Source organism: Bacillus sp. FJAT-22090 (assembly GCF_001278755.1).
Lineage (GTDB): Bacteria > Bacillota > Bacilli > Bacillales_A > Planococcaceae > Psychrobacillus.
On the sequence record NZ_CP012601.1, the window covers coordinates 3547570 to 3569551 of the forward strand.

Consider the following 21982-nt stretch of genomic DNA (forward strand, 5'->3'; position numbering starts at 1 on the left):
TTTATTTTTTATTAAAGATATCTTCAATTTCATCTAACATGATATTTGCCGCCAAAACACCACCGGCTGTATTCCAAATAGCATCACTTACTTCATAAACATTCCCGCTTTTAACAGCGTTTAAATTTTTCCAAAGAGGATCGTTCGTCCATTCAGCAGCGGTATCTAGGGCTGCTTGGTCACCTTGTGGTGCATATGTGAAGTAGAATAACACATCTCCATCCATTTTCGGTATAACTTCTTTCCCTACTTCTATAGCTAAATTGCCAAGCTTGTTATCAGCTGTAAAAAGTTCCGCTTGCTGTGCAGCACGTTTAAATCCTAATTGATCAAAAATAACTCCAGAGAACGAGTCAGTATAATAAATTCTAGATTTACCTGCCATAAAGCGTACAACAGAAATTTCTTGGTTCACTTTATCCCCTAGACTTTGTTTTACTTCTGCTAAATGAGCGTCAAATTGACTTAATACTTCGTTTCCTTTTTCTTCTAGGTTCAATGCCTTCGCGTATAATGTGAAGTTTTCTTTCCAATCTCCTCGTAATGTATCAGAGAATACAGTAGGAGCAATTGCGCTTAACTGCTCGTAAACAGCTTCTTGACGTAGTTTGTTCCCAATAATTAAATCTGGTTTTAAGGCTGCTATCTTTTCTAAATTTACCTCTTGCTCTACGCCTACAACTTCTACGTTCTTCATATCCTCACTAATGTGGTCATACCAAGGATCTCCTAACCAAGATTGAACAGCACCTACAGGTGTTACTCCTAAAGCAAGTAAGGCTTCCGTACCTTCGTTAGTAAGAATTACAACCTTCTCAGGTGTTTTTTCAATTGTAGTAGTACCCATTGCATGTTCTACTGTATAGCTTGTGTCTTCTTGGTTCTCTTTACCTGTTGTAGTAGCGTCTTCTTTCGTTTGTCCGCACGCTGTTAATAACAATAAAGAAAATATAGAAATAATAGCGAAAAACTTTTTCATATTATTCACTTAGATTGCCTCCTAAATTTAAATGTTAATGATAATCATTTTCAATACAAGCTTTATAATAGTGCTCTATTTAACTTATGTCAATAAGAAATTGAAAATGATTCTCAAACTCATTGACACTCCATTAAACTTACAATAGACTAGGGGGTAAATAGCGTTTATAAAAGTGTCTTAGGAAGGTTACTGTTATGTTATTAAAATCAAATGGGCAAAGATTACTTGGTCTAATCATAGCCGTTTCTCTATTAGTCTTATTAATGTGTGCAAGTATCGTTTACGGATATACGGAAACTTCTTGGAAGATGATTCTAGATGCTTTTCAAAATAATAATGGTTCCAACGAACATATAGTGATTGAAACAGTGAGGTTACCTCGAGCACTTATTGCTGCTGCTGTTGGAAGTAGCTTAGCCATATCAGGGGTCTTAATGCAAACTCTTACGAAAAATCCACTTGCCTCGCCTGGGATTTTTGGTGTGAATGCTGGAGCTGGATTTGCAGTAGTTTTAGCAGTTACTTTATTTTCGGTAAGTAATCTTCAAGCATTTACTTGGATATCCTTTTTAGGAGCGGCTGTAGCAGCAATTGCTGTATATACTATTGGCGCAACAGGAAGAGAAGGGCTCACACCTATGAAACTAACTCTAGCTGGAGCCGCTATGTCAGCTATGTTTGCCTCTTTTACACAAGGATTTCTTGTTATAAATGAAGCTGCTTTTGAGCAGGTGCTATTTTGGTTAGCTGGATCAGTTGAAGGTAGAAAGATGGAAATCTTATTAAATGTTTTACCTTATTTACTGTTAGGTTGGTTAGGTTCTATTATTATAGCTTCTAAAATGAATGTTCTATCTATGGGTGAAGATGTTGCCAAAGGCTTAGGTGTAAATACTGGGTTTTTAAAAATTATAGTGGCAATTATCGTCATTTTATTAGCAGGAGGATCCGTAGCTATCACCGGACCGATTGGCTTTATTGGAATTGTGGTTCCCCATCTTACTAGATTTATCGTTGGTATTGATCATCGTTGGCTTATACCTTTTTCAGGTGTTCTAGGAGGAATTTTGTTACTTGTTGCAGATATATTAGCGAGATATATCATTATGCCTCAAGAAATTCCAGTAGGTGTAATGACTGCTATCATAGGGACTCCATTCTTCATCTACATTGCAAGAAAGGGGTTTAATGCACGATGAATCAATACAAAAGCTTTAGAGCGTTAAAAGGAAAAATATCCTTTCTATTTGATAAAAAAGCTATATTCGTTTTAATAAGTTTCCTTGTAATTACGGGAGTTGTATTTATTGTCAGCACTGGTTTAGGCGATATGAGATTAAGCCCTCTAACGGTCTTGAGCGTTCTTTTTGGTGGTGGAAGCGACATGGAACAGCTTGTAGTCCAATCATTCCGATTACCTAGAATTATTGTAGCACTAATGGTAGGGATTGCTTTAGCGGTAGCTGGTGGAATCCTTCAAGGAATGATACGAAATCCATTAGCTTCGCCGGACATTTTAGGAATAACTGGCGGAGCATCCGTGGCAGTTGTAAGTTTTTTATCCTTCTTCAGTGATACAAATAACTCTTTAACGGTAAGTATTAAATGGCTACCTCTTGCAGCGTTTGTTGGTGCAGGGGTCATCGCGCTCCTAGTATACGTTCTAGCTTGGAAAAACGGCGTATCACCTATAAGAATAGTGCTTATCGGAATAGGGATTTCGGCGCTCATGCAAGCATTAACTACATTGATGATGATTATGGGACCGATTTATAGGGCGAGCCAAGCGAATATATGGATTACTGGTAGTGTTTATGGTTCTAGCTGGAGTAATGTAGCTATATTAGTGCCGTGGACGATTATTTTTGTTACGATTGCCTTCATTATGGTAAAAAATATAAATATTTTAGAGCTTGGAGATGACATAGCTACAGGAGTAGGGGGAAGTATTCAACGACAACGTTTCTTCTTATTGTTAGTAAGCACTGCACTTGTAGGAGGTTCTGTAGCATTTGCGGGTGGTATTGGATTCGTCGGTTTAATGGCTCCTCATATGGCAAGAAGATTAGTAGGATCTTCTTTTGGAGCACTTTTACCAGTGTCGGCATTAATCGGTGGGATATTGGTTATGTTAGCTGATTTAATCGGGAGAACAATGTTTTCTCCTTTGGAAATTCCTGCGGGTGTATTTACGGCAGGAATAGGGGCACCTTATTTTATTTATTTATTGTTTAAAACAAGGAATGCATAGTGATATTGAAAAAAGGAGTGTATTGAAATGAAACAAGTGATTGAAACACAAAATTTAACCCTCTCGTATGGGGAGAGTATTATTATAAATGATTTAAATCTTCAAATACCAAAAGGGGAAATTACTGTTTTCATTGGTGGAAACGGGTGTGGAAAATCAACACTTCTTCGTTCAATTGCTCGATTGTTAAAACCGAAAACCGGCGCAGTATTGCTAGAAGGAGACGCAATATCTAAAATGTCCACAAAGGATGTTGCAAAGCAAATGTCTATTCTACCACAGTCTCCAATTGCCCCTGAAGGTTTGACTGTGCTTCAATTAGTAAAACAAGGAAGATATCCTTACCAAACATGGTTAAAGCAATGGACAGAGGAAGACGAAGAAAAAGTAACAAATGCCTTAAAAGCAACAGGTATTGAAGACTTAAAAGATCGTCCGGTAGATTCTTTATCTGGAGGGCAACGCCAAAGAGCATGGATTGCTATGACTTTAGCTCAAGATACGGATATTATCCTTTTGGATGAGCCGACTACATATCTTGATATGACACATCAAATTGAGATTCTTGATTTACTTTATGAACTAAATGAAAAAGAGAAACGAACAATCGTAATGGTGCTACATGATTTAAATTTGGCATGCCGGTACGCGGATAATATAGTTGCGATTAAGGATCAGAAAATTTATGCACAAGGTAAACCAGAGCATATTATAAGCTGTCCGTTAGTAAAAAATGTGTTTGGTATGGACTGTCAGATTACAAAAGATCCTCTTTTTGGTACGCCATTATGTATTCCATTTGGTAAGGGAAGATGCATTTTAGAGGAAGTAGGACTTTAATTGAATTTAAATCTCGATAAACTCCGAACATTACGTTTGACTACAGAAAAATTGGATTCTTCTCTTTCAATTGAAACGTCAAAACTCTTGGATGAATCCTATTTAAAGAGTTATTTAGTTTCCTTACAGCATCACATTGGGGCTGCTAATATAAAGGTTGCAGCGTCTATTTTTATAAAAAGATATGCATTTTTGTCTGTTATTTATTTGTATACGATAACCACTTGTAATAAAAGATTAAATATCTCATTTGAAAATGTCTCATTAGAAACGAAAGATAGTGATGAACTTTGGCTTCCTTTTTTCTACTTTCACCATCTAGATGTGCAAAATCTCGAAGGGAATCGAGAGGATTGGCGGGAAAGCAGTATAGAGAGCCTTTTTAAAGAACACTTATCACCAATACTAAACATTCTCTCTAATGTCTCGAAAGTGTCGAAGCTTGTTTTGTGGGAAAATATTGCGGTTTATATTTTCTGGCTGTATGAGACTGTTCTGCTAGAGGAAGAAATATCTCGAAATGTTGTAAAACGTGCAGAGGAAGACTTTCATTTTATCCTTTCATGTACTTCAAGTAAGCTCTTTGGGGAGTATAGTGAAAATCCTTTAGCAAGATATTACAAAAAAGAGTTAGGAATTAGAAGTAGGAAAAGAATTACTTGTTGTTATTCGCATTTAACGAATAGTGGTAAGTATTGCACAACCTGTCCGCATATAAAAAACTAGACACCAAAAATGTCTAGTTTTTTTCTTTTTCCTTTAAAAATCCACCTTCAGTCAATAATTCTTTAATTTCATCTTTATTTAAAGAGGTTGGAGAAATTTTGATTGAAACTTTATTTAAAACAGTTGATAAAGGGGCTACAATTTCTGCGATTAAACATGTCATTCTTTTATCTGAAATAATCTTACTTTGCTACGCTACCGCTTCTACAAGATCATTCCCACCTCGAAAGCATAAAACTTCGTATTATCTTCTAAGATAGCCATATTCTTCCGAACCCTAATTCCATTGTTTCTATAAACCCTCCTCATTCTACGATATTCTCATATTCTAATGAAACACCGTTATTAGAGACAATTTTCCGATGAATGAATGTCCTTGCTATTCAATCATCTATTTTTTAGGAATCTATATTTGTTGGCAAATGTCCCATTAATAATCTTTAGTACTGCATATAGTATGGAAAAATAGAAGGAGATTAGTTATGAAAGTAATCGTTTCAGGGGGTGCTGGTTTCATCGGTTCGCATCTAGTAGATAAACTTATTTCGAAAGGAATGGAGGTACACGTTCTTGATAATTTAAGCTCAGGACAAATTGGGCAAGTAAATCCGCAAGCACATATGCATGTAGTTGATATTTGTAGTGAAGACGCAAAAAATATAATTACGAATATTCGACCAGATGCAATTTTTCATTTAGCTGCTCAATCGGATGTAGGGAAATCTGTACAAAATCCTAGTTATGATGCGGATGTCAATATTATTGGAACTATTAATATGTTAGAAGCCTGCAAAAATGCAAGGGTAAAAAAATTTATTTTCGCAAGTACTTCCGCAGTATATGGAAATTTAGATAAAGGACTCTTAAACGAAGAGGATGATACTGACCCATCTTCTTATTATGGTTTATCCAAGTTGACTGCTGAGTCCTACATAAGGCTTTTTTATGAGCTTTATAGACAAAACTATACAATTTTGAGATTTGCAAATGTGTATGGACCTAGACAAATGCCAAAAGGAGAGGGCGGAGTTGTATCTGTCTTTTTCGATCTTATTAATAAGGGTGGAAAAATTAGCGTTCATGGGGATGGAAAACAAACTAGAGACTTCGTCTATGTAAAAGATGTTGTGGATGCGAATATCGCAAGTATAGAGTGTGGAGACCAAGAAACGATACAGATTAGCACCTCACAACGAACTTCTATTAATGAAATACTCTCTCTAATAAGTGACATAAACGGAGTTCAAGTACCAAAAGAATTTACATCTCCAAGAGAAGGAGATATTAAACATAGTTGTCTTTGTAATCAAAAGGCACTAGACATCTTAAAATGGAATCCGTTGTATACGATAGAAGAGGGATTAAGGGAGACGTATTATTTCCACAAAGCTTCCGCTATAAATGTACAAGAGGAAGAAGTAAATGAGTAGATTGTGCTTAGAAGATTAGAGGATTGCCAAATGACTAAGGAGTTATTAGAGTCGGGAAGGGAACCTTTAATTCCATTCAAAAAATCGTTAGAAGATATACTAAATTATCAACGTCAAAACCTGCTTTAGAATTTTGTTCTAAAGCAGGTTTTAAGTATGATAAGGTTAAAGAAATAGGGAGACATTTAAAAGGAGAATAATATATGCAAAAATATACATATAAACATCCCAATGCAATTGAAACAACAACGCGAATCCATGTATACGATGATACCGGAAAAATTACTCATTCATTTGAACGGTATTATTCAAATAGCCTAAAAAAATTCTTTGATAAAGCAATGGACTATCGTTATTTTTTATACTATAAAGTCTATGATGCGAATGAAACACTTGTTTTACTTGTAAAAAAGTTTCCAAAAAAGGTAGAGTTTATTATGAAGCGATAGACCATTTACAACAAAAGACATATATAGTAGCTTACGACAAATGGAAAGAACTAATCCCAGATCTTACGATTACTGATGGTAACATACAAATCCGAATTCAAAAAGAAATGGAGAACTGGTCTCTTTTTACACATAACGAAAAAGAAATTGCTCGATGGAAGGCAGAAATAGGAGATCAGTTTTCAATCTATTTAGAAATAGAAGATGACTCACCAATACAAAACGTTGCTTTCTTTATAGCTATTAGTCAATGTGCATTGTTTGTTGGAGGGTGACATCTTGGGAAGGGATGGTTTAATTAGATGAATGGAGCAGCAATGTTCAAAATGACTTTATCCATGGCCATATTTGGCTCTATCGGTTTTTTTACCGGAAAGACAGGCATACCAGCGGTGGAATTGGTTTTTGTCCGTTGTATTTGTGCGACTATTTTTTTAGGATTATGTTGGGTCATTTCAGGGCAACACAAAGTGGAGGTTTGGAAAAAGAGAGAAGTTTTACAAACAATCGCTTGTGGAATCTTTCTAGTGCTTAACTGGGTGTTTTTATTTAAAGCCTTTGAAGAAATGTCGATTACGATTGCCATCTCTATTTATAATCTTGCTCCTATATTTGTATTGATATTAGGAAGTTTGATTTTAAAAGAAAAGATGAGTATCGCCTCTTTATTAGCTATTATTGTATGTTTTCTTGGCAGCATATTGATTATTGGACTACAAGATTTTAGTTCATGGACAAACTTTTTAGATTCAGGTTTTGTCTGGGCGTTTTTATCGGCCTTATGTTATGCAATGACCATGCTACTTGGAAAAGGAATTGATCATTTGAGTGCTTATGCAATGACGTTTCTCCAAACAGCCATTGGTATTCTTATACTTTTCCCCTTTATGGATTTTGATGTGTTTCATAGTTTAAGTGGGTCCAATTGGTTCTATATTTTAGGAACAGGATTGATACATACCGGTTTTGTCTATTATTTATTTTTTGATAGTTTACGAAAGTTATCGACTGTCGTCATATCGGCCTTGGTTTTTGTTGATCCGGTCGTTGCAATTTTACTCGATACTATTATATTAGATTTTCGTCCATCCATATTACAAACCGTTGGGATACTCCTCATTTTCGTAGGAATTATCTATACTATAATTAAACCAAAAACAACTTCCATAGGAGGATGAGTATGCTATTTCAAAAAGGTCGATTAATCGTTCGTGAATTAGATTTTGAAGATAGACATAAATTAGCAGAGTGGCTTTCCAATCCTGTTGTTCTTGAATTTTACGAAGGTAGGGACAATCCATTTAATGTAGAGAAGGTTATACAAGTATTTTTTCATCCAGAAGATGAAGTTGGTTGTATGGTTGAGTGGGAAGAGGAAGCAGTGGGTTATATTCAATTTTATCGATTAGATGATGAAACAAAAGAAGAGTACGGGTATACACAGGAGAATATCTATGGAATGGATCAATTCATAGGAGAAAACAAGCATTGGAATAAAGGGATTGGACAAAAATTCGTTCGTGCTATGGTTTCCTATTTAATTGAACACAAACAAGCAGAAATCATTGTGATGGATCCGCAAACTTGGAATAAAAGGGCGATTCACTGCTATGAAAAGTGCGGCTTTAAAAAGATAAAATTATTACCTAAGCGAGAATTACATGAAGGGGAATATAAAGATTGTTGGCTGATGGAGTATAAGTCTTAAATGGAGTGTATGGAAGTTTTCTAAGTGAAAACTACATACACTTTTTTTATTAGGATAGATGCTTTTTATTTTACTTTTTGTACGGTCTTCTATAGAATAATAATATATCGTGTACGATGTATAATTATTTATGTATAGGTGGTTTATATGGCTAAATCTTCAAAACTGGATCAGCAATTATGCTTTGAGGTGTACAAAGCTTCAAGTAATTTTTCTAAATTATATGCTCGAACTTTGGAGCCTTTTCAATTAACGTTTACACAGTATCTAGTGTTGTTGGCGCTATGGGAGGAAGATTATTTACTAACAAAGGATATCGGTAATCGATTAGGTCTTGGAATAGGGACATTAAATCCTATTATAAATCGAATGATTGATAGTGGATGGTTACACAAGATACAATGTGATAAAGATAAGCGAGCATTTATTATTTCTTTGACAGAAAAAGCGAAAAGAGAAAAGAAGCCGATAGAAAAGGCGATTATGGACAAAATAATAAGTTGTAATTTCTTAGATATAAACACGCAAACACTCATGTCTAACTTGAAAGGTTTAAATAATTTCTTGACACAGGTAGAATAAATAATTCCAGGAGTGATAATGTTGAGTATTTATGATATTAAAGTAAAAACTTCAGATGGTGTCGAATACGAGTTAAACGATTATAAAGGAAAGCCGATGCTAATCGTTAATACTGCCACAAAATGTGGTCTTAGCAATCAGTTTGATGGATTGGAAAAGCTATACAATCAATACAAAGATCAAGGCCTGGTGGTGCTTGGATTCCCATCCAATCAATTTCATCAAGAGGTGACCAATTCAGAAGAAGCTGCCCAAGCTTGTCGGATGACCTATGGTGTAACATTTCCAATGCATGAAATTGTAAAAGTAAATGGAAAGGAAGCACATCCTTTATTTAAATACTTAACCACAAACAGTAAGGGATTCCTATCAAACAGTATTAAATGGAATTTTACTAAATTTCTTGTCGATAAAGAGGGCAATTTAGTGGAAAGATATTCCCCAACTGATAACCCAGAATCATTTGAAAAAGAAATCATACACGTTTTATAAAAATTATAAGAGGATGACTTGAATCTGTTATAGTGATTCAAGTCATTTTTTGATAGGAACAATGATGTTTAAGTACCTCAGAAAAAAGGAATAATGATGGAAAGGGTTTATGAGGAGGAGAAAAAATGGGGAAACTTACATCAAATGATCAAATATTATTGGCTTATTATGTTTATAACTTTATAGAAGAAAATAAAGAAGAAGCTTTGAAAGAACTAAAAGACACTGTAACAGACAGCCTTCCAGACTTTGATAAAATAATAGCAGAACTTCTTGAAGAGGGATGGATGAGTAACGAGAATGAGGAACTAGGGATTACAAATGAAGGAATTCTTCATATTGATAGTATTTTACATATCCAATCATATGCGACAGAGAGAAATAAACTAGCGTATGTAAAGGATAGTCTTCTAATAAACGAAATAGAATTATCTCCACCAGCACTGAAAGAGTATATTCATAAACATATAGGTATTGAGAAATAAAATAGTGGTCGTCCTCGTATAGGGAAGACCACTCAGAATATAGACGAAAGGTATTGAGATGGCGACTTCTTGATACCTTTTGCCATTTAATATGTATTTTAACAAGTAAATAGCATATCGCTCTCGTTCAATACTTTGGTTATTTTCCCTAAACTTTATAAACGCAAAATTCTTTGAGTTTGTCTACTGTCTGAATGGTCGTCCTATTAAAGTGATGACCATTATTTTATTTCTTTGTATATTTTTTAGTTGTATAATCTTAAAAAATTAACATAAATTCGATAGTACGAATAACCTTTTTGTGATAAGATTCATCTTATTGAAAAACAATTGAAAAGAAGGAATATTAGTGGCTTTTAGTAAGAAGAATGATTTAGGGGAAAAGTTAAGTTTATTTCACTTAACTTGGCCTATTTTTTTAGAAGTGTTTTTGTTTATGCTCATGGGGATTGCGGATACTTTCATGCTGAGTGCTCTCTCTGATGATGCGGTCTCAGGGGTAGGAGCAGCAAACCAATATATTCACATCGCTATTTTAGTGCTCGAAGTAGTAGGAAACGGAGCAGCTATTGTTGTTTCACAATATTTAGGCTCTAAGCGATATATAGAGGCTTCAAAAATTTCTGGCTTAGCAGTAACGTTAAATTTAGGAGTAGGGATTTTACTTAGTATCGGATTTGTATTGTTTTCCAAAAGCATGATGGTTGCCATGAATTTAACAGGAGATGTGTTAGTTCATGCACATCAGTATCTTTCTATTGTAGGTGGAGCTATTTTTCTACAAGCGGTCATCAATGCATTGGCGGCAATTATCCGTGTACATGGCTATACAAAGCAGACGATGTTTGTTTCATTAGGTATGAATATTATCCATGTACTTGGAAACTATGCTCTTATTTTCGGTAAGTTTGGTTTTCCAGAACTAGGTGTCCAAGGAGCAGCAATCTCATCCGTTGTCAGTCGGCTGATCGCATTGCTAGTATTCTTCTGGTTGCTATATCGAGTCATGGAATATCGTGTTCAAGTGCAATATTACTTTACGATCTCCAAAGAATATATTCAAAAAATATTAAAAATTGGTCTTCCGTCTGCATTTGAACAAATTTTATATCAGGGCTGTCAAATTGTATTTTTATATTACGTTACTTACCTAGGCGCAGAATCATTAGCAGCTAGACAATATGCGGTCAATATTTCTATGTTCACGTATCTTTTTGCTGTTGCAATTGGTATGGGAACTGCAATTATTGTCGGTAGATTCGTTGGGGCAAATGAAAAGGACGAAGCTTATAAATCTGTCTGGTTTAGTGTGAAATGGGCGCTTCTTTTCACACTAGTAATGGTTTCGATTGTAATGATATTCAGAGTTCCGTTCATGAGCCTGTTTACGGATAATGAGCAAATCATTAAAATTGGGGCATCTGTATTACTGCTAAGTTTAGTACTAGAAACTGGCCGTACTATGAATATCGTCATCATAAACTCTTTGCGTGCAGCGGGGGACGCAAGCTTTCCGGTCCTCATGGGTGCTTTGTCTATGGTAATGATGAGTTTACCACTTGGTTACTTTTTAGTTTTTGTATTAGACTTAGGGCTTCCAGGTGTTTGGTTAGCAATTGCAGCTGACGAATGGACACGTGCAATTATTATGTATTTTAGATGGAAGAGTAGGAAATGGGAAAAGTTTGCACTTATTCATCCTAAAGGGAAAGATACTATATCAAATGAAGGCGAAGCATTGTAATTGCTTCGTCTTTTCTAGTTGTTTAAAAGGTTTTTCAGAAGCATATGAGGTGTTAATAGGGCAATGTCTATTCTCTCGCAAATATCACGCGGTAATGATGTTATGACCCCCCTATCCATACCACTCTGAAAATAATAGAAAAGAGGTTTTTCTATTAAACGGAGCTATTAGCGCTTTTAAATGACAATAAATACAAGAAAAAAATAAGAGGATATCTAAACAATCATATGTTTTAATTAGAATATAAGTATCTTGAATTGGAGGTGAATTAGTTTGATCAAAAAATCAATGGAACTTTCTTTCATAAAAGTTTTGATGGAAGGGATACAAGAAATGGTATTTGTTATGGAGGTAGGAGAAGATACTAATTTCTATTATGCTTTTTTTAATAAAGCAGCAATGGAAACCATTCGACTAGACCAAAAAGCCATAGGTAGGACATTTCGAGAAGTACACGATTTTGATAAGGCGTCCTTATTAGAAGCACAATATACAAAAGTTTTAAAAACTGGGGAGTCTGTAACATTTGAAGCTACATATACAAATATAAATGGCGAGATTAGAAACGGGAAGTCTACACTAACACCTATATTTAACGAGGATGGGTCTTTTACTCATATAAGTTCTATTACACAGGATATTACAAATGAAAAAATAGCCGAAACAGACAGAGATATAACGAAAAATCGTCTTGTAAAAGCCGAATCTCAATACCGCTCTTTATTTTATAAAAATTCAGATGCCATTTTTACAATAGACCTGCATGGTCATATATTAGGTGGCAATAAAACATCAGAAAAATTAAGTAATTATAGTATAGGGGAATTAATAGGTAGAAACTTTATCGAGTTTGTTGACCCAAAAGATCGGGAGAGCGCAAATAAATATTTTACTGAATCGATTAACGGGGATTTAAAAGATTATCGTCTGAACTTTGTAGACAAAACTGGCGAACGTATTGGTTGCTTAGTCAAATTCATCCCTATTCATCTTCACCATATAATAAGTGGTATATATGTGATTGTAAAAGATATGAGGGAATTGGACAAACTAGTATCTAAATATGTGGAAAGTGAACAGATTTTTCGAATTATCACTGAAAACGTCCATGACGTCGTTATAATGATGAATCATAACAAAGAATATTTGTATGTTTCGCCATCTAGTAGAGAAGTATTTGGATACGATTACGAGAATAATAGCAATCAAACTCCATCTATTAATATTCATGCAAATGACATTAAATTATTTGAAAACAGGTTCGAGCAATCCATTCGTCATGCAAAACCATTTCAAATACAGCTAAGAGCAAAGCATGAAAAGAAAGGTTGGATTTGGACCGAAATTAGTGGATCACCCGTCTATAGTGATGAACATCAATTTCAGTTTATGGTCATGACTGCTAGAGATATATCCATACAAAAGGAGTATGAAAACAAGCTTGAGTACTTTGCCTATCATGACTCGTTGACTGGTTTGCCAAATCGGCGATTTCTAAGTGACCGATTTTCAGAACTACTTAAAGGAAAAAAGACAGGAATTACTATTATTTTTCTAGATATAGACAACTTCAAGTGTATTAACGATGTATGGGGACATGATATTGGTGATCTTGTCATTCAGGAATTTAGTAAGAGACTAAGCCAATCTATTGAATCCCATGATATAGCTGCTCGACTAGGAGGAGACGAATTTATTGTAATGCTCCCATTTGTAGAAAATGAGGAAGAAGCTATTAAAGTCGCGGAAAAAATACAGCGAGTAATGGAAGGTACATGGCATATTGAACATGCAGAACTAACTATTACGATAAGTATGGGTATAGCTTTATCCACGCAGGATAATATTACAGATAGCGTTATGTTAAGAAATGCAGATCTTGCTATGTACGAAGCTAAAAGAGCCGGAAAAAACCTATATAAAGTAAAACGTTTCTAAGAGAAGTTCTTAGAAACGTTTTTTTATAACTTATTATTAAATAGGAGAAGGGACTTGAATCTTAAGTTTCTTTAATTGGTCTACTGCTTTTTTCAGAATCTGGACATCTTGTACTAGTGCAACACGAACGTATCCAGCTCCTGCAGATCCAAAAACGGTACCTGGAACCATAACTACACCTGTTTGATTAATTGCTTCAAATGCAAACTCTTTATCATCCATTTCGTACGGATATTTTGCCCATACGAACATTCCTCCACTAGAAGGTGTCACTGTCCACCCAATATCTTTTAAGCCTTGTGATAAAACTTTATGACGTTCAGTGAAAACTGTACGCAAACGATCTGTTATCTCTTCTGCATTATTTAATGCAGTAATTCCAGCTTCCTGGATAGGTTCAAATATACCAAAATCTAAATTTGATTTAAGCTGTTTCATTATTGTAATCATTTCTGCATTCCCGACAATATAAGCAACTCGCGTGCCGGCAAGACTAAAGCTTTTGGATAATGAGTTGATTTCCATTCCTACTTCCATCGCTCCCGGTGTCGCTAAGAAGCTGCTTGGAGAATCTCCAGAAAAATAAAATTCAGAATACGCAGCATCGTGTAAAATAATAACATTGTATTTATTTGCAAATGCTACAGCCTTTTCAAAAAATGCAGGATCTGGCATAGCTGGAACTGGATTTCCTGGTAAATTTAAAATCATTAATTTCGCTTTATAAGCTACTTCCTCAGGAATTGCATCTAAATCAGGTAAAAAATTATTTTCTTCTAATAGATTCATATAGTATGGAACTGCTCCGGCCAATTTAATCCCTGCATCATACGCAACGTAGCCAGGATTGGTTGTTAACACATAATCTCCTTCGTTACAAAATGCGATAGGAAGGTGGACAAGCCCCTCTTGAGATCCCATTGTTTGTACAATTTCTGTTTGAGGATCGAGGATGACATTCGTACGTCGTTTATAATAATCAGCAACCGCTTCATAAAAACGTTTTGTTCCATTTAGTGTATAACCATACGAAGTGGCTGAATAACTTTGTTCTGATAATACTTTTCTTGCTTTTTCATCTGGTGGCAGGTCAGGACTACCTAAACTTAAATCATATAGTTCAAAACCTGCAGCTTTTTTAAGCGCGGCGGCTGCTTTTAAGTCTCCGAAAATAGCAGGTTCAAAAATAGACATTTTTTTAGATGGTTCGATAATCAATTAAAAGCACTCCTCGCTAGCAAATTTAAAACCTATTCTATCATAAATTAAATCAATATTGTGAAAAATAATGCATGCAATATATTAGATGTTATGACTATTTTGTGAAAAGAATAACAAGTAAATATATACAACTAATCCACAATGAAATAATAACTATTCCAGCAAACCAATTATTCCTTTTCACTTTTTCCGATTTTTCGGCTAATTTCCGACAATCATTTAAAATGTTGTTCGGTATTAATCTCAAGACAATAGAAATGGCGAAAGGGATTAGAATAAGATCGTCTATATATCCTAGTACTGGAATGAAATCAGGTATCAAATCAATCGGACTAAATGCATACGCAACAATAAGAAGTGATAAAAGCTTTATGTATAAAGGTAATTCAGGATGTTTATATGCTTCTACAAGTACGAAAATTTCTTGTTTAATTTTCTTGGCATACGCTTTTAATCTTGAAATCATGTATCTATCACCTAAACTCATTTTATAAATAAGTATACGCTTTAATGGATAGGAAGAAAATTAACGAATCGTTCATATTAGTTTAAAATAAAAGATATAATAGATCGTTTTAAGGGAGATAGGAAAAATGATAATAACAGATATTGAAGAATTATATAAAAAGCTGATAAATGCATGGAATATTGCGGATGCAAGAGAAATGTCCAATTTATTTTCATTAGATGGGGTCATGATTGGATATGATGGAAGTTTGGAGGTTGGGCGTGAAAGCATGTTTGAACATTTACGTCCAGTTTTTGAGAGTCATCGTACTGCAACATTTGTTTATAAAGTGAAAGAGGTATCTTTTCTAAATGAAAACACAGCTCTATTACGTTCGATTGCCGGAATGATTCCCCCCGATCAATCAACGATCAACCCTTCAGTAAATACACACCACACATTAGTAGTAGAATTAAAAGAAGAGAAATGGCAAATAAGACTATTCCAAAATACTCCCGCTCTTTTTCATGGAAGACCTGAGCTAGTTGACCAAATTACAAAGGAATTAGAGGAAACATTGAATATATAAAAAACATGAGATGGAACCTCATGTTTTTTTTATTCCTTTTATTAAATCGTATGCACGTAATGCACGTTCTCGTGCACTAGAATGATCAACGATAGGGTGTGGATAAGTAGAACCAAGTTGAATGTTACTTTCTTCCAAAATATTCAGAGGAGTATCCCGCGGACGATGAATGTATGGAGAGGGTAGTTTAGCAAGTTCTGGAACCCACTTCCTAATATAATCCCCATGAGGGTCAAACTTTTCACTTTGAATAATCGGATTGAATATTCGAAAGTAGGGAGCAGAATCAATTCCAGAGCCTGTAACCCATTGCCAACCCATTGCGTTATTTGCCACATCAAAATCTACAAGTTTTTGTTGAAACCATTCGTACCCTATTCGCCAATCAACCAGCAAATGCTTTACAAGAAAAGAGGAAGCTACCATACGGACGCGATTGTGCATATAACCTGTTTCGAATAGTTCTCGCATTCCTGCATCTACTAGTGGATAGCCTGTTAGCCCTTTTTTCCAACTTGTCATGTTCTCCTCATTTTTTTGCCAGGGAAAATGCTCAAAATTTGACCGTAATGGTTTCATTGGAAATGAAGGGGATTGAATAAGCTGATGATAAGAGAATTCTCTCCATACTAATTGCCGAATGAATGATTGAAGCATGGGGGAGTCATCCTTTTTAGCTTCATAAAAAATAGAACGAACACTCATATCACCCGATGCCAAGTAGGGAGACAATGTAGATGTTGCACTGGCAGATGGAAAGTCTTTTTTTATTTCATATTTATATAAATCGTTGCTAATAAAATGTTCCCACGTCTCAATTGCTCCCGGCTCACCGGGTTTCCAATACAGTCCTAATTGATCAACTCGCTCTATAGAAGAAAGTAATCGAAGTTCTTCGACTGTCACACTTATTATTGGATTCTTATAAACCTCAAATTCATGGGGAGTAGGGACTGGATGATGTGCATTAATTTGCATGCTCCTCTTCCAAAAAGTCGTAAATACTTTATATGTCTGTTGACTTTGATTGAACATCTCCTCGGGATTATAGAGTAGATTTGCATTATAGGTACGAGCGTCTATATTTTGAGCCTTCAACTTAATAATAATTGTTCTATCTCTTTCCACAATAGATGGTTCATACCGTTCATTGAAAAACACAGCGTCTGCATGAGTCTCTTGTATTAAATCTTGCAGAACTTCTAATGCATTGCCAACTCTAATAATGATTGGAATTCGTTGTTGAAATGAAAGGAGCGAGTGATGGAGCCACCATAAAGATGCATCGCTCGCTTGATACTCTTTTTCTTCTTCCTTTGACCAAATAAAGACAGGAATTATAATGCCTTGCTGTGTTGCTTCCCATAAGGCAGGGTTGTCATGTATGCGTAAATCTTTTCTAAACCAAACGATTATCTTTTTCGTATACAAAACACTCACTCTTTCGTTTCGTTTTTTCTTCTAATTTTAGTACACCAGCGGTTATTATATACACTTTGTCCCAATATTGAAAAAGCTACTAGCTTCTTTTGGAAAGAAGCTAGTAGCTTTTCAAGTTGTTGGCTAATTCTATATAGATATTGTTTTTATAATGATTAGATTAGAAAGTATAAGTTTTCTACTTAGTAATTTTGTTCAGACCTCAGCAGCCCCTCGAAGCCTAAATGACATTTGCTTACATGGGCTGATTGAGACATTTTCGCTTTCTTATTAAACTAAAGGTCCTGCGTTTTTCAAATACTTTTCAATTCCCTCTGCAGCACGGTATGCTAAAGCCCCAACAGTTCCTGTAGGATTCATACCAGAGTTATGTGGGAAAGCTGATGCACCTGGTACAAAAACGTTCTCGCAGTCCCACATCTGAAGGTAACTATTTAATGCACTTGTTTCAGGATCTGCCCCCATGATAACCCCACCTGTATTATGAGTAGTTTGATATTTTGTAGTATCCCAGTCGCCTTGATCTCCAGGAGAATTAATAATATCAGCGCCCATTTCTTCTAAAATTTTAGTAGTAATTTCTCGTATATATTTTTGTTGGTTTCTTTCATTTTCTTTGTAGTTAAACGTCATGCGCAATAAAGGATCCCCGAAAGCATCTTTGTATGTCGGATCTAAATCAATATAGTTTTCTTTATTCGGCATCACGGAACCTTGTGAACCTACCCCTAAGCTTCTGTTTGCCCAATAAATAGATTCCTCTTTATATTCTTTACCCCAGCCTGGTGTTCCTTTAGGGACAGCGTTGTTTGAAATTGGACGTTTTCCGTAATGACCAAGTGCAATATTCCCACCATGAATGAAATTCAAGTCCGTGTGATCAAAATTATCCCCGTTAAAATCGTCCAAAACTCCGGCAAGGGAACCGGTCCCAGCATATAGGTTGAATTCTTTGTCTTTGAAGAAACCTGTGGATGCTGCAGAAGTCATTTGGTATGCATAGTTTTTGCCGATTACTCCAGTACCCGTCTCAGGATTATATGGACGGCCGAGTTGCGAGTTTAATAGTATTTTAATGTTATTAAGTGCATACGCAGATACGACAACAACGTTCGCCTCTTGGATAAATTCTTCTCCAGTGCGTGTATCAACGTATAATACACCAGTTGCTTTCCCATTAGTATGTAGTACTCGACGAACAACAGAATGAGTTCTTACTTCGAAATTACCTGTTTCTTTTGCAACAGGTAAAACAGTTACTACTGGAGATGCTTTTGCTCCATATTCACAACCAAAGCGTTCACAGAAACCGCAATATTGGCAAGCACCACGTGAAATTCCGTCTGGATTTGTATAGTTTTCAGAAAGTGTTGCTGCTGGAGCAATATAAGGATGATATCCTAATTTCTGAGATGCTTCTTTAAACATTTTCATAGAAGGTGTTTCTTTTAAAGGAGCAGTAGGATATTTAACCTCTGGAACATCTGGATGAGGATTAGCTTCCCCAGAAATACCAGCCATAGCTTCAAATTTTTCGAAGTACGGTACTAGTTCGTCATAAGTAATTCCCCAGTCCTGAAGAGGCATGTCTGCTGGAATTTTATCCTTTCCGTATCGTTCTACCGTTTTTGTATAAATTTCAAAATCATAAGGGAAAAATCTATAGGTTAAACCATTCCAGTGCTCCCCGGAACCTCCTAAGCCATCCCCGATTAAGAAGGAACCGTGCTGACGGTAAGGTAAAGCTCTTTGTGATCGGTCATGACGTACTGTCAGTGTTTCTTTTGAAAGGTCTTGCATCATTTCATTTCTTTGTTGATATCTAAGTTCATCATGTACCATTAAATAATCTTGAGTAGTTCTTTCTTTTCCGCGTTCTAAACCAACTACTTTATAACCTTTTCTAGTTAATTCAGAAGCTATTATACCGCCTGTCCAACCTACCCCGACCAAAACGATGTCTGTTTTCGGTAATTTTTTCGCCATAATCTATAGCACCCTTTCGATTAATGTTTATGTTGAGAATTCAAACTCATAGGTTCAAATTTCACAAATTCTTCTTTTTCAATTATGTCTGCATAGCTCATCTGATGGCCCGGGAAGTTTTTCATTTTCCAACCTTGCATATCTTTATTTCCGCCATATAGTGGATCTGCATAAACACCTTCAATAGTTGCACTTTTTAATAATCCAAAAAAGAAGCTTGATGTCACAGCACCATTCAAAGTTACCTCTCCTGCTTCAAAAGCGGTTAGAATGGCAATTTGTTCTTCGTCTTTAATTTCTGAGAATCGTGCATTATATTTTTTCGATGCTTCTGAATTTAAAGCTTCAATTCCTAGATTGAAGATTTGCTGTCTGTTTAAATGTGTTTGATGACCAAATAGAGGAGTTGCCTCTGCAGGATAAAAAGGACCTGACATATATTCCTTTGAATTTAGTCCCCAATTTCCTGCAAGTTGATGGTCTATGAAGTAGGCAACAAGTAATTCTTTTGCCCCTGGTCCTGTTTCGGTTTTCGGGAAAATTTGTTCAGCAGCAGCCTCAATCGTATCGAATTGTGCTTTGTCGAAATACATAAGCGCTTGATTATAATTGACAGCAGTTGCTTGGGAGTGAACATGAGTTTCAGTTGTTTTAGTAGTTGAATCTTTTCCTAACAGTGAGCCAATTGCCCCACCTAGAACAACCCCACCGACTGTTAATCCAGAATTTTTGATGAAAGTTCGTCTTGATGAACGTTTATCTAAAAATGGAGCCTTTTTATCTTGTTCTGACATAATATAACCTCCTAAATGAATTAAAATAATGCTAAGTTTAAAATTTTATCTAGATAAATACGGATTAAAAAAACACTAATAAATATATTAGTGAACAATGGCGTGCCAGTTATAAACTAAAGAAAAAATAACTGTACATACTAATAATGAAGAGATAAAGTATGTATGTTTTTTCCCTGTCCAGCAAAGCACGATTATCGCTAAGCCAATACCAAAACCTAGTAAAGAGAACCAAGGAAAGGTACTACTGTGGAAGAAAAGAAATAGTGCAAAGTCTGCTACGATAAATAAAGCGAAAAATACTTGGTTTAATATTTTTAGTTCTTCTACATTATATTTTGTCACATTCAATCTCCTTTCTCCTGCGAAGAATATATTTTATAGATATATATTGTATAATAATGATACAAAACAACTGTTCACCATTTTACTCTTTTTTTTCATAAAATCTACACATTTTTTATTACAAACAAAAAGTTCTTTTTTTCTGAAAATAAAATTTAAATTCTCATCTATTTACAATTAAACAGGAAAGGTATATTGTGTTAGTGATACAAAACAACTAATTAATGAATAAATTGCCGCTGGATAAATATTACACATTTCTTTTGCTAACAGGAGGAAACACCATGCCAAATATCGGAGTACCGGGTTTAATTATCATTTTAGTAATTGCCCTAATCGTATTCGGTCCATCAAAACTACCTCAATTAGGTAAAGCAGTTGGACAAACGTTAAGAGAATTTAAAAACTCAACTAAAGATATCGTAGACGAAGTAGCAGATGAATTTAAAATAGACAATAAAGAATCTTTGGATAAAAAGAAAAGCTAATAAAAAGCCGACTATTGGCTAATAGTCGGCTTTTGTTATGGAGTTGTTGAGATTAATGGCTAAGCCATAGAATCGAATGGTTCAGCAAAAAAATCAGATAGTTAAGTACAAAAAATCAGATTTAATAAATAGAGAATAGATTTCATCCTTTGTTTACTTGAAGGGAGGAGGGGATAGTAGGTTGTGCTCCCATTTGAGTAACAACATATGTCGCAATTTTTGTTGCAAATGAGATACTATCTCTTAATGAGCTTCCTTGACATAAACCTACAGCTAATGCCCCATTAAACGCATCGCCAGCTCCCGTTGTATCCGTAGCTTCTACTACCTTTGTTTTTACGTATCCATATTCATTACTATTCATATAATAGGAGCCTTTTTCTCCTAACGTAACAACAACTGCATCTACTCCTTTTTTAAGTAATAGGGAGCATGCATGGAAAAGGTCTTCCTCGGTTTCCGTTTTTAAACCAGTAAGTATTTCTAACTCAGTTTCATTAGGTGTTAAAATAGAAACTTTACTCAATAAAGAGTCACTTATTTTTTGTGCAGGTGCAGGATTTAAGATAATATGTACATTTTTTTTAGCAGCAATATCAGCAGCCATTTCAACTGCTTGCATCGGAATTTCCAACTGTAAGAGGAGAACGTCACTAGCTTCAATTAACTTTCTATCTGTATGGATTTGGTCAGCAGTAACTAGAAAGTTTGCTCCGGGAAATAGTACGATTGAGTTTTCTCCAGAGTCAGCTACTTGAATTATTGCTTGCCCAGTCAACCCAACTTTTTGGACTGAATCAGTATTTACCCCTTTAGCTTGTAAGTTTTGCTTAACTTGTTCCCCGAAGTTATCTGCACCTACATTACCTATAAAATAAACTTTAGCTCCTAACTGACTAGCAGTAACAGCTTGATTTGCTCCTTTTCCTCCAAAAAACAACTCATGTTTTGTACTGTGTAACGTTTCGCCTGCTTTTACAATATGCGGAACTAGGTATACAAGATCCATATTAGTGCTCCCTACAACTGTTATATTCATGAATT

Annotated in this window: 22 protein-coding genes and 1 pseudogene; 15 read left to right on the top strand and 8 right to left on the bottom strand. The window is 35.3% G+C overall.

The window, feature by feature from the left end; all coding sequences use genetic code 11:
* Position 1: 1 nt before the first annotated feature.
* Positions 2-979: an ABC transporter substrate-binding protein gene (locus AM499_RS17845; RefSeq protein WP_053592269.1), complete on the bottom strand. Its 978-nt coding sequence runs from the start codon at positions 977-979 to the stop codon at positions 2-4.
* A gap of 197 nt (positions 980-1176) precedes the next feature.
* Between AM499_RS17845 and AM499_RS17850 the strand changes: the two genes are divergently transcribed.
* The 13 genes and pseudogenes from AM499_RS17850 (at position 1177) to AM499_RS17910 (ending at position 13627) form a co-directional block, all read left to right on the top strand.
* Positions 1177-2181, top strand: coding sequence for a FecCD family ABC transporter permease (locus AM499_RS17850; RefSeq protein ID WP_053591467.1), 1005 nt, complete (start codon positions 1177-1179; stop codon positions 2179-2181).
* Complete coding sequence (locus AM499_RS17855; RefSeq protein ID WP_053591468.1) at positions 2178-3233, top strand: FecCD family ABC transporter permease; 1056 nt, start codon at positions 2178-2180, stop codon at positions 3231-3233. Before AM499_RS17850 ends, AM499_RS17855 begins: the two co-directional genes overlap by 4 nt.
* Before the next feature lie 27 nt (positions 3234-3260).
* Positions 3261-4073 (top strand): ABC transporter ATP-binding protein, encoded by an 813-nt coding sequence (locus AM499_RS17860; RefSeq protein ID WP_053591469.1) that lies wholly within the window; start codon positions 3261-3263, stop codon positions 4071-4073.
* Positions 4074-4799, top strand: a complete 726-nt coding sequence (locus AM499_RS17865) for an IucA/IucC family C-terminal-domain containing protein (protein ID WP_053591470.1) — start codon at positions 4074-4076, stop codon at positions 4797-4799.
* A gap of 482 nt (positions 4800-5281) precedes the next feature.
* Positions 5282-6229 (top strand): NAD-dependent epimerase/dehydratase family protein, encoded by a 948-nt coding sequence (locus AM499_RS17870; RefSeq protein ID WP_053591471.1) that lies wholly within the window; start codon positions 5282-5284, stop codon positions 6227-6229.
* A gap of 203 nt (positions 6230-6432) precedes the next feature.
* Positions 6433-6953, top strand: a pseudogene (locus AM499_RS22445) (tubby C-terminal domain-like protein).
* Positions 6954-6980: 27 nt separating this feature from the next.
* On the top strand, positions 6981-7856 hold the full coding sequence (locus tag AM499_RS17880) for a DMT family transporter (RefSeq protein ID WP_053591472.1): 876 nt from the start codon (positions 6981-6983) through the stop codon (positions 7854-7856).
* A 2-nt stretch (positions 7857-7858) separates the two neighbouring features.
* Complete coding sequence (locus AM499_RS17885) at positions 7859-8386, top strand: GNAT family N-acetyltransferase (RefSeq protein WP_053591473.1); 528 nt, start codon at positions 7859-7861, stop codon at positions 8384-8386.
* A 147-nt stretch (positions 8387-8533) separates the two neighbouring features.
* Positions 8534-8968, top strand: coding sequence for a MarR family winged helix-turn-helix transcriptional regulator (locus AM499_RS17890; protein ID WP_053591474.1), 435 nt, complete (start codon positions 8534-8536; stop codon positions 8966-8968).
* A 21-nt stretch (positions 8969-8989) separates the two neighbouring features.
* On the top strand, positions 8990-9460 hold the full coding sequence (locus tag AM499_RS17895) for a glutathione peroxidase (RefSeq protein WP_053591475.1): 471 nt from the start codon (positions 8990-8992) through the stop codon (positions 9458-9460).
* Positions 9461-9585: 125 nt separating this feature from the next.
* Positions 9586-9945 carry a hypothetical protein gene (locus tag AM499_RS17900; RefSeq protein ID WP_053591476.1) on the top strand — a complete coding sequence of 120 codons (360 nt, stop codon included), beginning with the start codon at positions 9586-9588 and terminating at the stop codon, positions 9943-9945.
* Between the two features lie 349 nt (positions 9946-10294).
* Complete coding sequence (locus AM499_RS17905) at positions 10295-11689, top strand: MATE family efflux transporter (RefSeq protein WP_053591477.1); 1395 nt, start codon at positions 10295-10297, stop codon at positions 11687-11689.
* Between the two features lie 273 nt (positions 11690-11962).
* Positions 11963-13627, top strand: coding sequence for a sensor domain-containing protein (locus AM499_RS17910; protein WP_053591478.1), 1665 nt, complete (start codon positions 11963-11965; stop codon positions 13625-13627).
* A gap of 36 nt (positions 13628-13663) precedes the next feature.
* Here AM499_RS17910 and AM499_RS17915 read toward each other — a convergent pair whose 3' ends face one another.
* Together AM499_RS17915 and AM499_RS17920 are read right to left on the bottom strand one after the other, a co-directional pair.
* On the bottom strand, positions 13664-14845 hold the full coding sequence (locus tag AM499_RS17915; RefSeq protein WP_053591479.1) for an aminotransferase class I/II-fold pyridoxal phosphate-dependent enzyme: 1182 nt from the start codon (positions 14843-14845) through the stop codon (positions 13664-13666).
* A gap of 97 nt (positions 14846-14942) precedes the next feature.
* Complete coding sequence (locus AM499_RS17920; protein ID WP_082355303.1) at positions 14943-15314, bottom strand: YkvA family protein; 372 nt, start codon at positions 15312-15314, stop codon at positions 14943-14945.
* A gap of 127 nt (positions 15315-15441) precedes the next feature.
* On the opposite strand from AM499_RS17920, the gene AM499_RS17925 reads away from it, so the two are divergent.
* Positions 15442-15885 (top strand): SgcJ/EcaC family oxidoreductase, encoded by a 444-nt coding sequence (locus AM499_RS17925; RefSeq protein WP_053591481.1) that lies wholly within the window; start codon positions 15442-15444, stop codon positions 15883-15885.
* An 18-nt stretch (positions 15886-15903) separates the two neighbouring features.
* Here AM499_RS17925 and AM499_RS17930 read toward each other — a convergent pair whose 3' ends face one another.
* The 4 genes from AM499_RS17930 to AM499_RS17945 form a co-directional block, all read right to left on the bottom strand.
* Positions 15904-17316, bottom strand: coding sequence for a cryptochrome/photolyase family protein (locus AM499_RS17930; RefSeq protein WP_053591482.1), 1413 nt, complete (start codon positions 17314-17316; stop codon positions 15904-15906).
* 279 nt (positions 17317-17595) lie between these two features.
* Positions 17596-19311, bottom strand: coding sequence for a GMC family oxidoreductase (locus AM499_RS17935; RefSeq protein ID WP_053591483.1), 1716 nt, complete (start codon positions 19309-19311; stop codon positions 17596-17598).
* Positions 19312-19331: 20 nt separating this feature from the next.
* On the bottom strand, positions 19332-20105 hold the full coding sequence (locus AM499_RS17940) for a gluconate 2-dehydrogenase subunit 3 family protein (protein ID WP_053591484.1): 774 nt from the start codon (positions 20103-20105) through the stop codon (positions 19332-19334).
* A gap of 87 nt (positions 20106-20192) precedes the next feature.
* Entirely contained in the window at positions 20193-20450 is a 258-nt protein-coding gene (locus tag AM499_RS17945; RefSeq protein ID WP_156316826.1) for a hypothetical protein, read from the bottom strand.
* Between the two features lie 284 nt (positions 20451-20734).
* Here AM499_RS17945 and tatA point away from each other — a divergent pair, with 284 nt between their 5' ends.
* The gene (tatA, locus tag AM499_RS17950) at positions 20735-20938 is read left to right on the top strand and encodes a twin-arginine translocase TatA/TatE family subunit (protein ID WP_053591486.1); all 204 of its coding nucleotides are present in this window, start codon (positions 20735-20737) and stop codon (positions 20936-20938) included.
* Between the two features lie 142 nt (positions 20939-21080).
* Here tatA and rbsK read toward each other — a convergent pair whose 3' ends face one another.
* Complete coding sequence (gene rbsK / locus AM499_RS17955; RefSeq protein ID WP_053591487.1) at positions 21081-21977, bottom strand: ribokinase; 897 nt, start codon at positions 21975-21977, stop codon at positions 21081-21083.
* Positions 21978-21982: the final 5 nt, after the last annotated feature.

Coding starts and splice junctions, on each gene's coding strand:
- AM499_RS17845 (WP_053592269.1), bottom strand. CDS start 979: ATGAAAAAGTTTTTCGCTATTATTTCTATATTTTCTTTATTGTTATTA.
- AM499_RS17850 (WP_053591467.1), top strand. CDS start 1,177: ATGTTATTAAAATCAAATGGGCAAAGATTACTTGGTCTAATCATAGCC.
- AM499_RS17855 (WP_053591468.1), top strand. CDS start 2,178: ATGAATCAATACAAAAGCTTTAGAGCGTTAAAAGGAAAAATATCCTTT.
- AM499_RS17860 (WP_053591469.1), top strand. CDS start 3,261: ATGAAACAAGTGATTGAAACACAAAATTTAACCCTCTCGTATGGGGAG.
- AM499_RS17870 (WP_053591471.1), top strand. CDS start 5,282: ATGAAAGTAATCGTTTCAGGGGGTGCTGGTTTCATCGGTTCGCATCTA.
- AM499_RS17880 (WP_053591472.1), top strand. CDS start 6,981: ATGAATGGAGCAGCAATGTTCAAAATGACTTTATCCATGGCCATATTT.
- AM499_RS17885 (WP_053591473.1), top strand. CDS start 7,859: ATGCTATTTCAAAAAGGTCGATTAATCGTTCGTGAATTAGATTTTGAA.
- AM499_RS17890 (WP_053591474.1), top strand. CDS start 8,534: ATGGCTAAATCTTCAAAACTGGATCAGCAATTATGCTTTGAGGTGTAC.
- AM499_RS17900 (WP_053591476.1), top strand. CDS start 9,586: ATGGGGAAACTTACATCAAATGATCAAATATTATTGGCTTATTATGTT.
- AM499_RS17920 (WP_082355303.1), bottom strand. CDS start 15,314: ATGATTTCAAGATTAAAAGCGTATGCCAAGAAAATTAAACAAGAAATT.
- AM499_RS17925 (WP_053591481.1), top strand. CDS start 15,442: ATGATAATAACAGATATTGAAGAATTATATAAAAAGCTGATAAATGCA.
- AM499_RS17935 (WP_053591483.1), bottom strand. CDS start 19,311: ATGGCGAAAAAATTACCGAAAACAGACATCGTTTTGGTCGGGGTAGGT.
- AM499_RS17940 (WP_053591484.1), bottom strand. CDS start 20,105: ATGTCAGAACAAGATAAAAAGGCTCCATTTTTAGATAAACGTTCATCA.
- tatA (WP_053591486.1), top strand. CDS start 20,735: ATGCCAAATATCGGAGTACCGGGTTTAATTATCATTTTAGTAATTGCC.
- rbsK (WP_053591487.1), bottom strand. CDS start 21,977: ATGAATATAACAGTTGTAGGGAGCACTAATATGGATCTTGTATACCTA.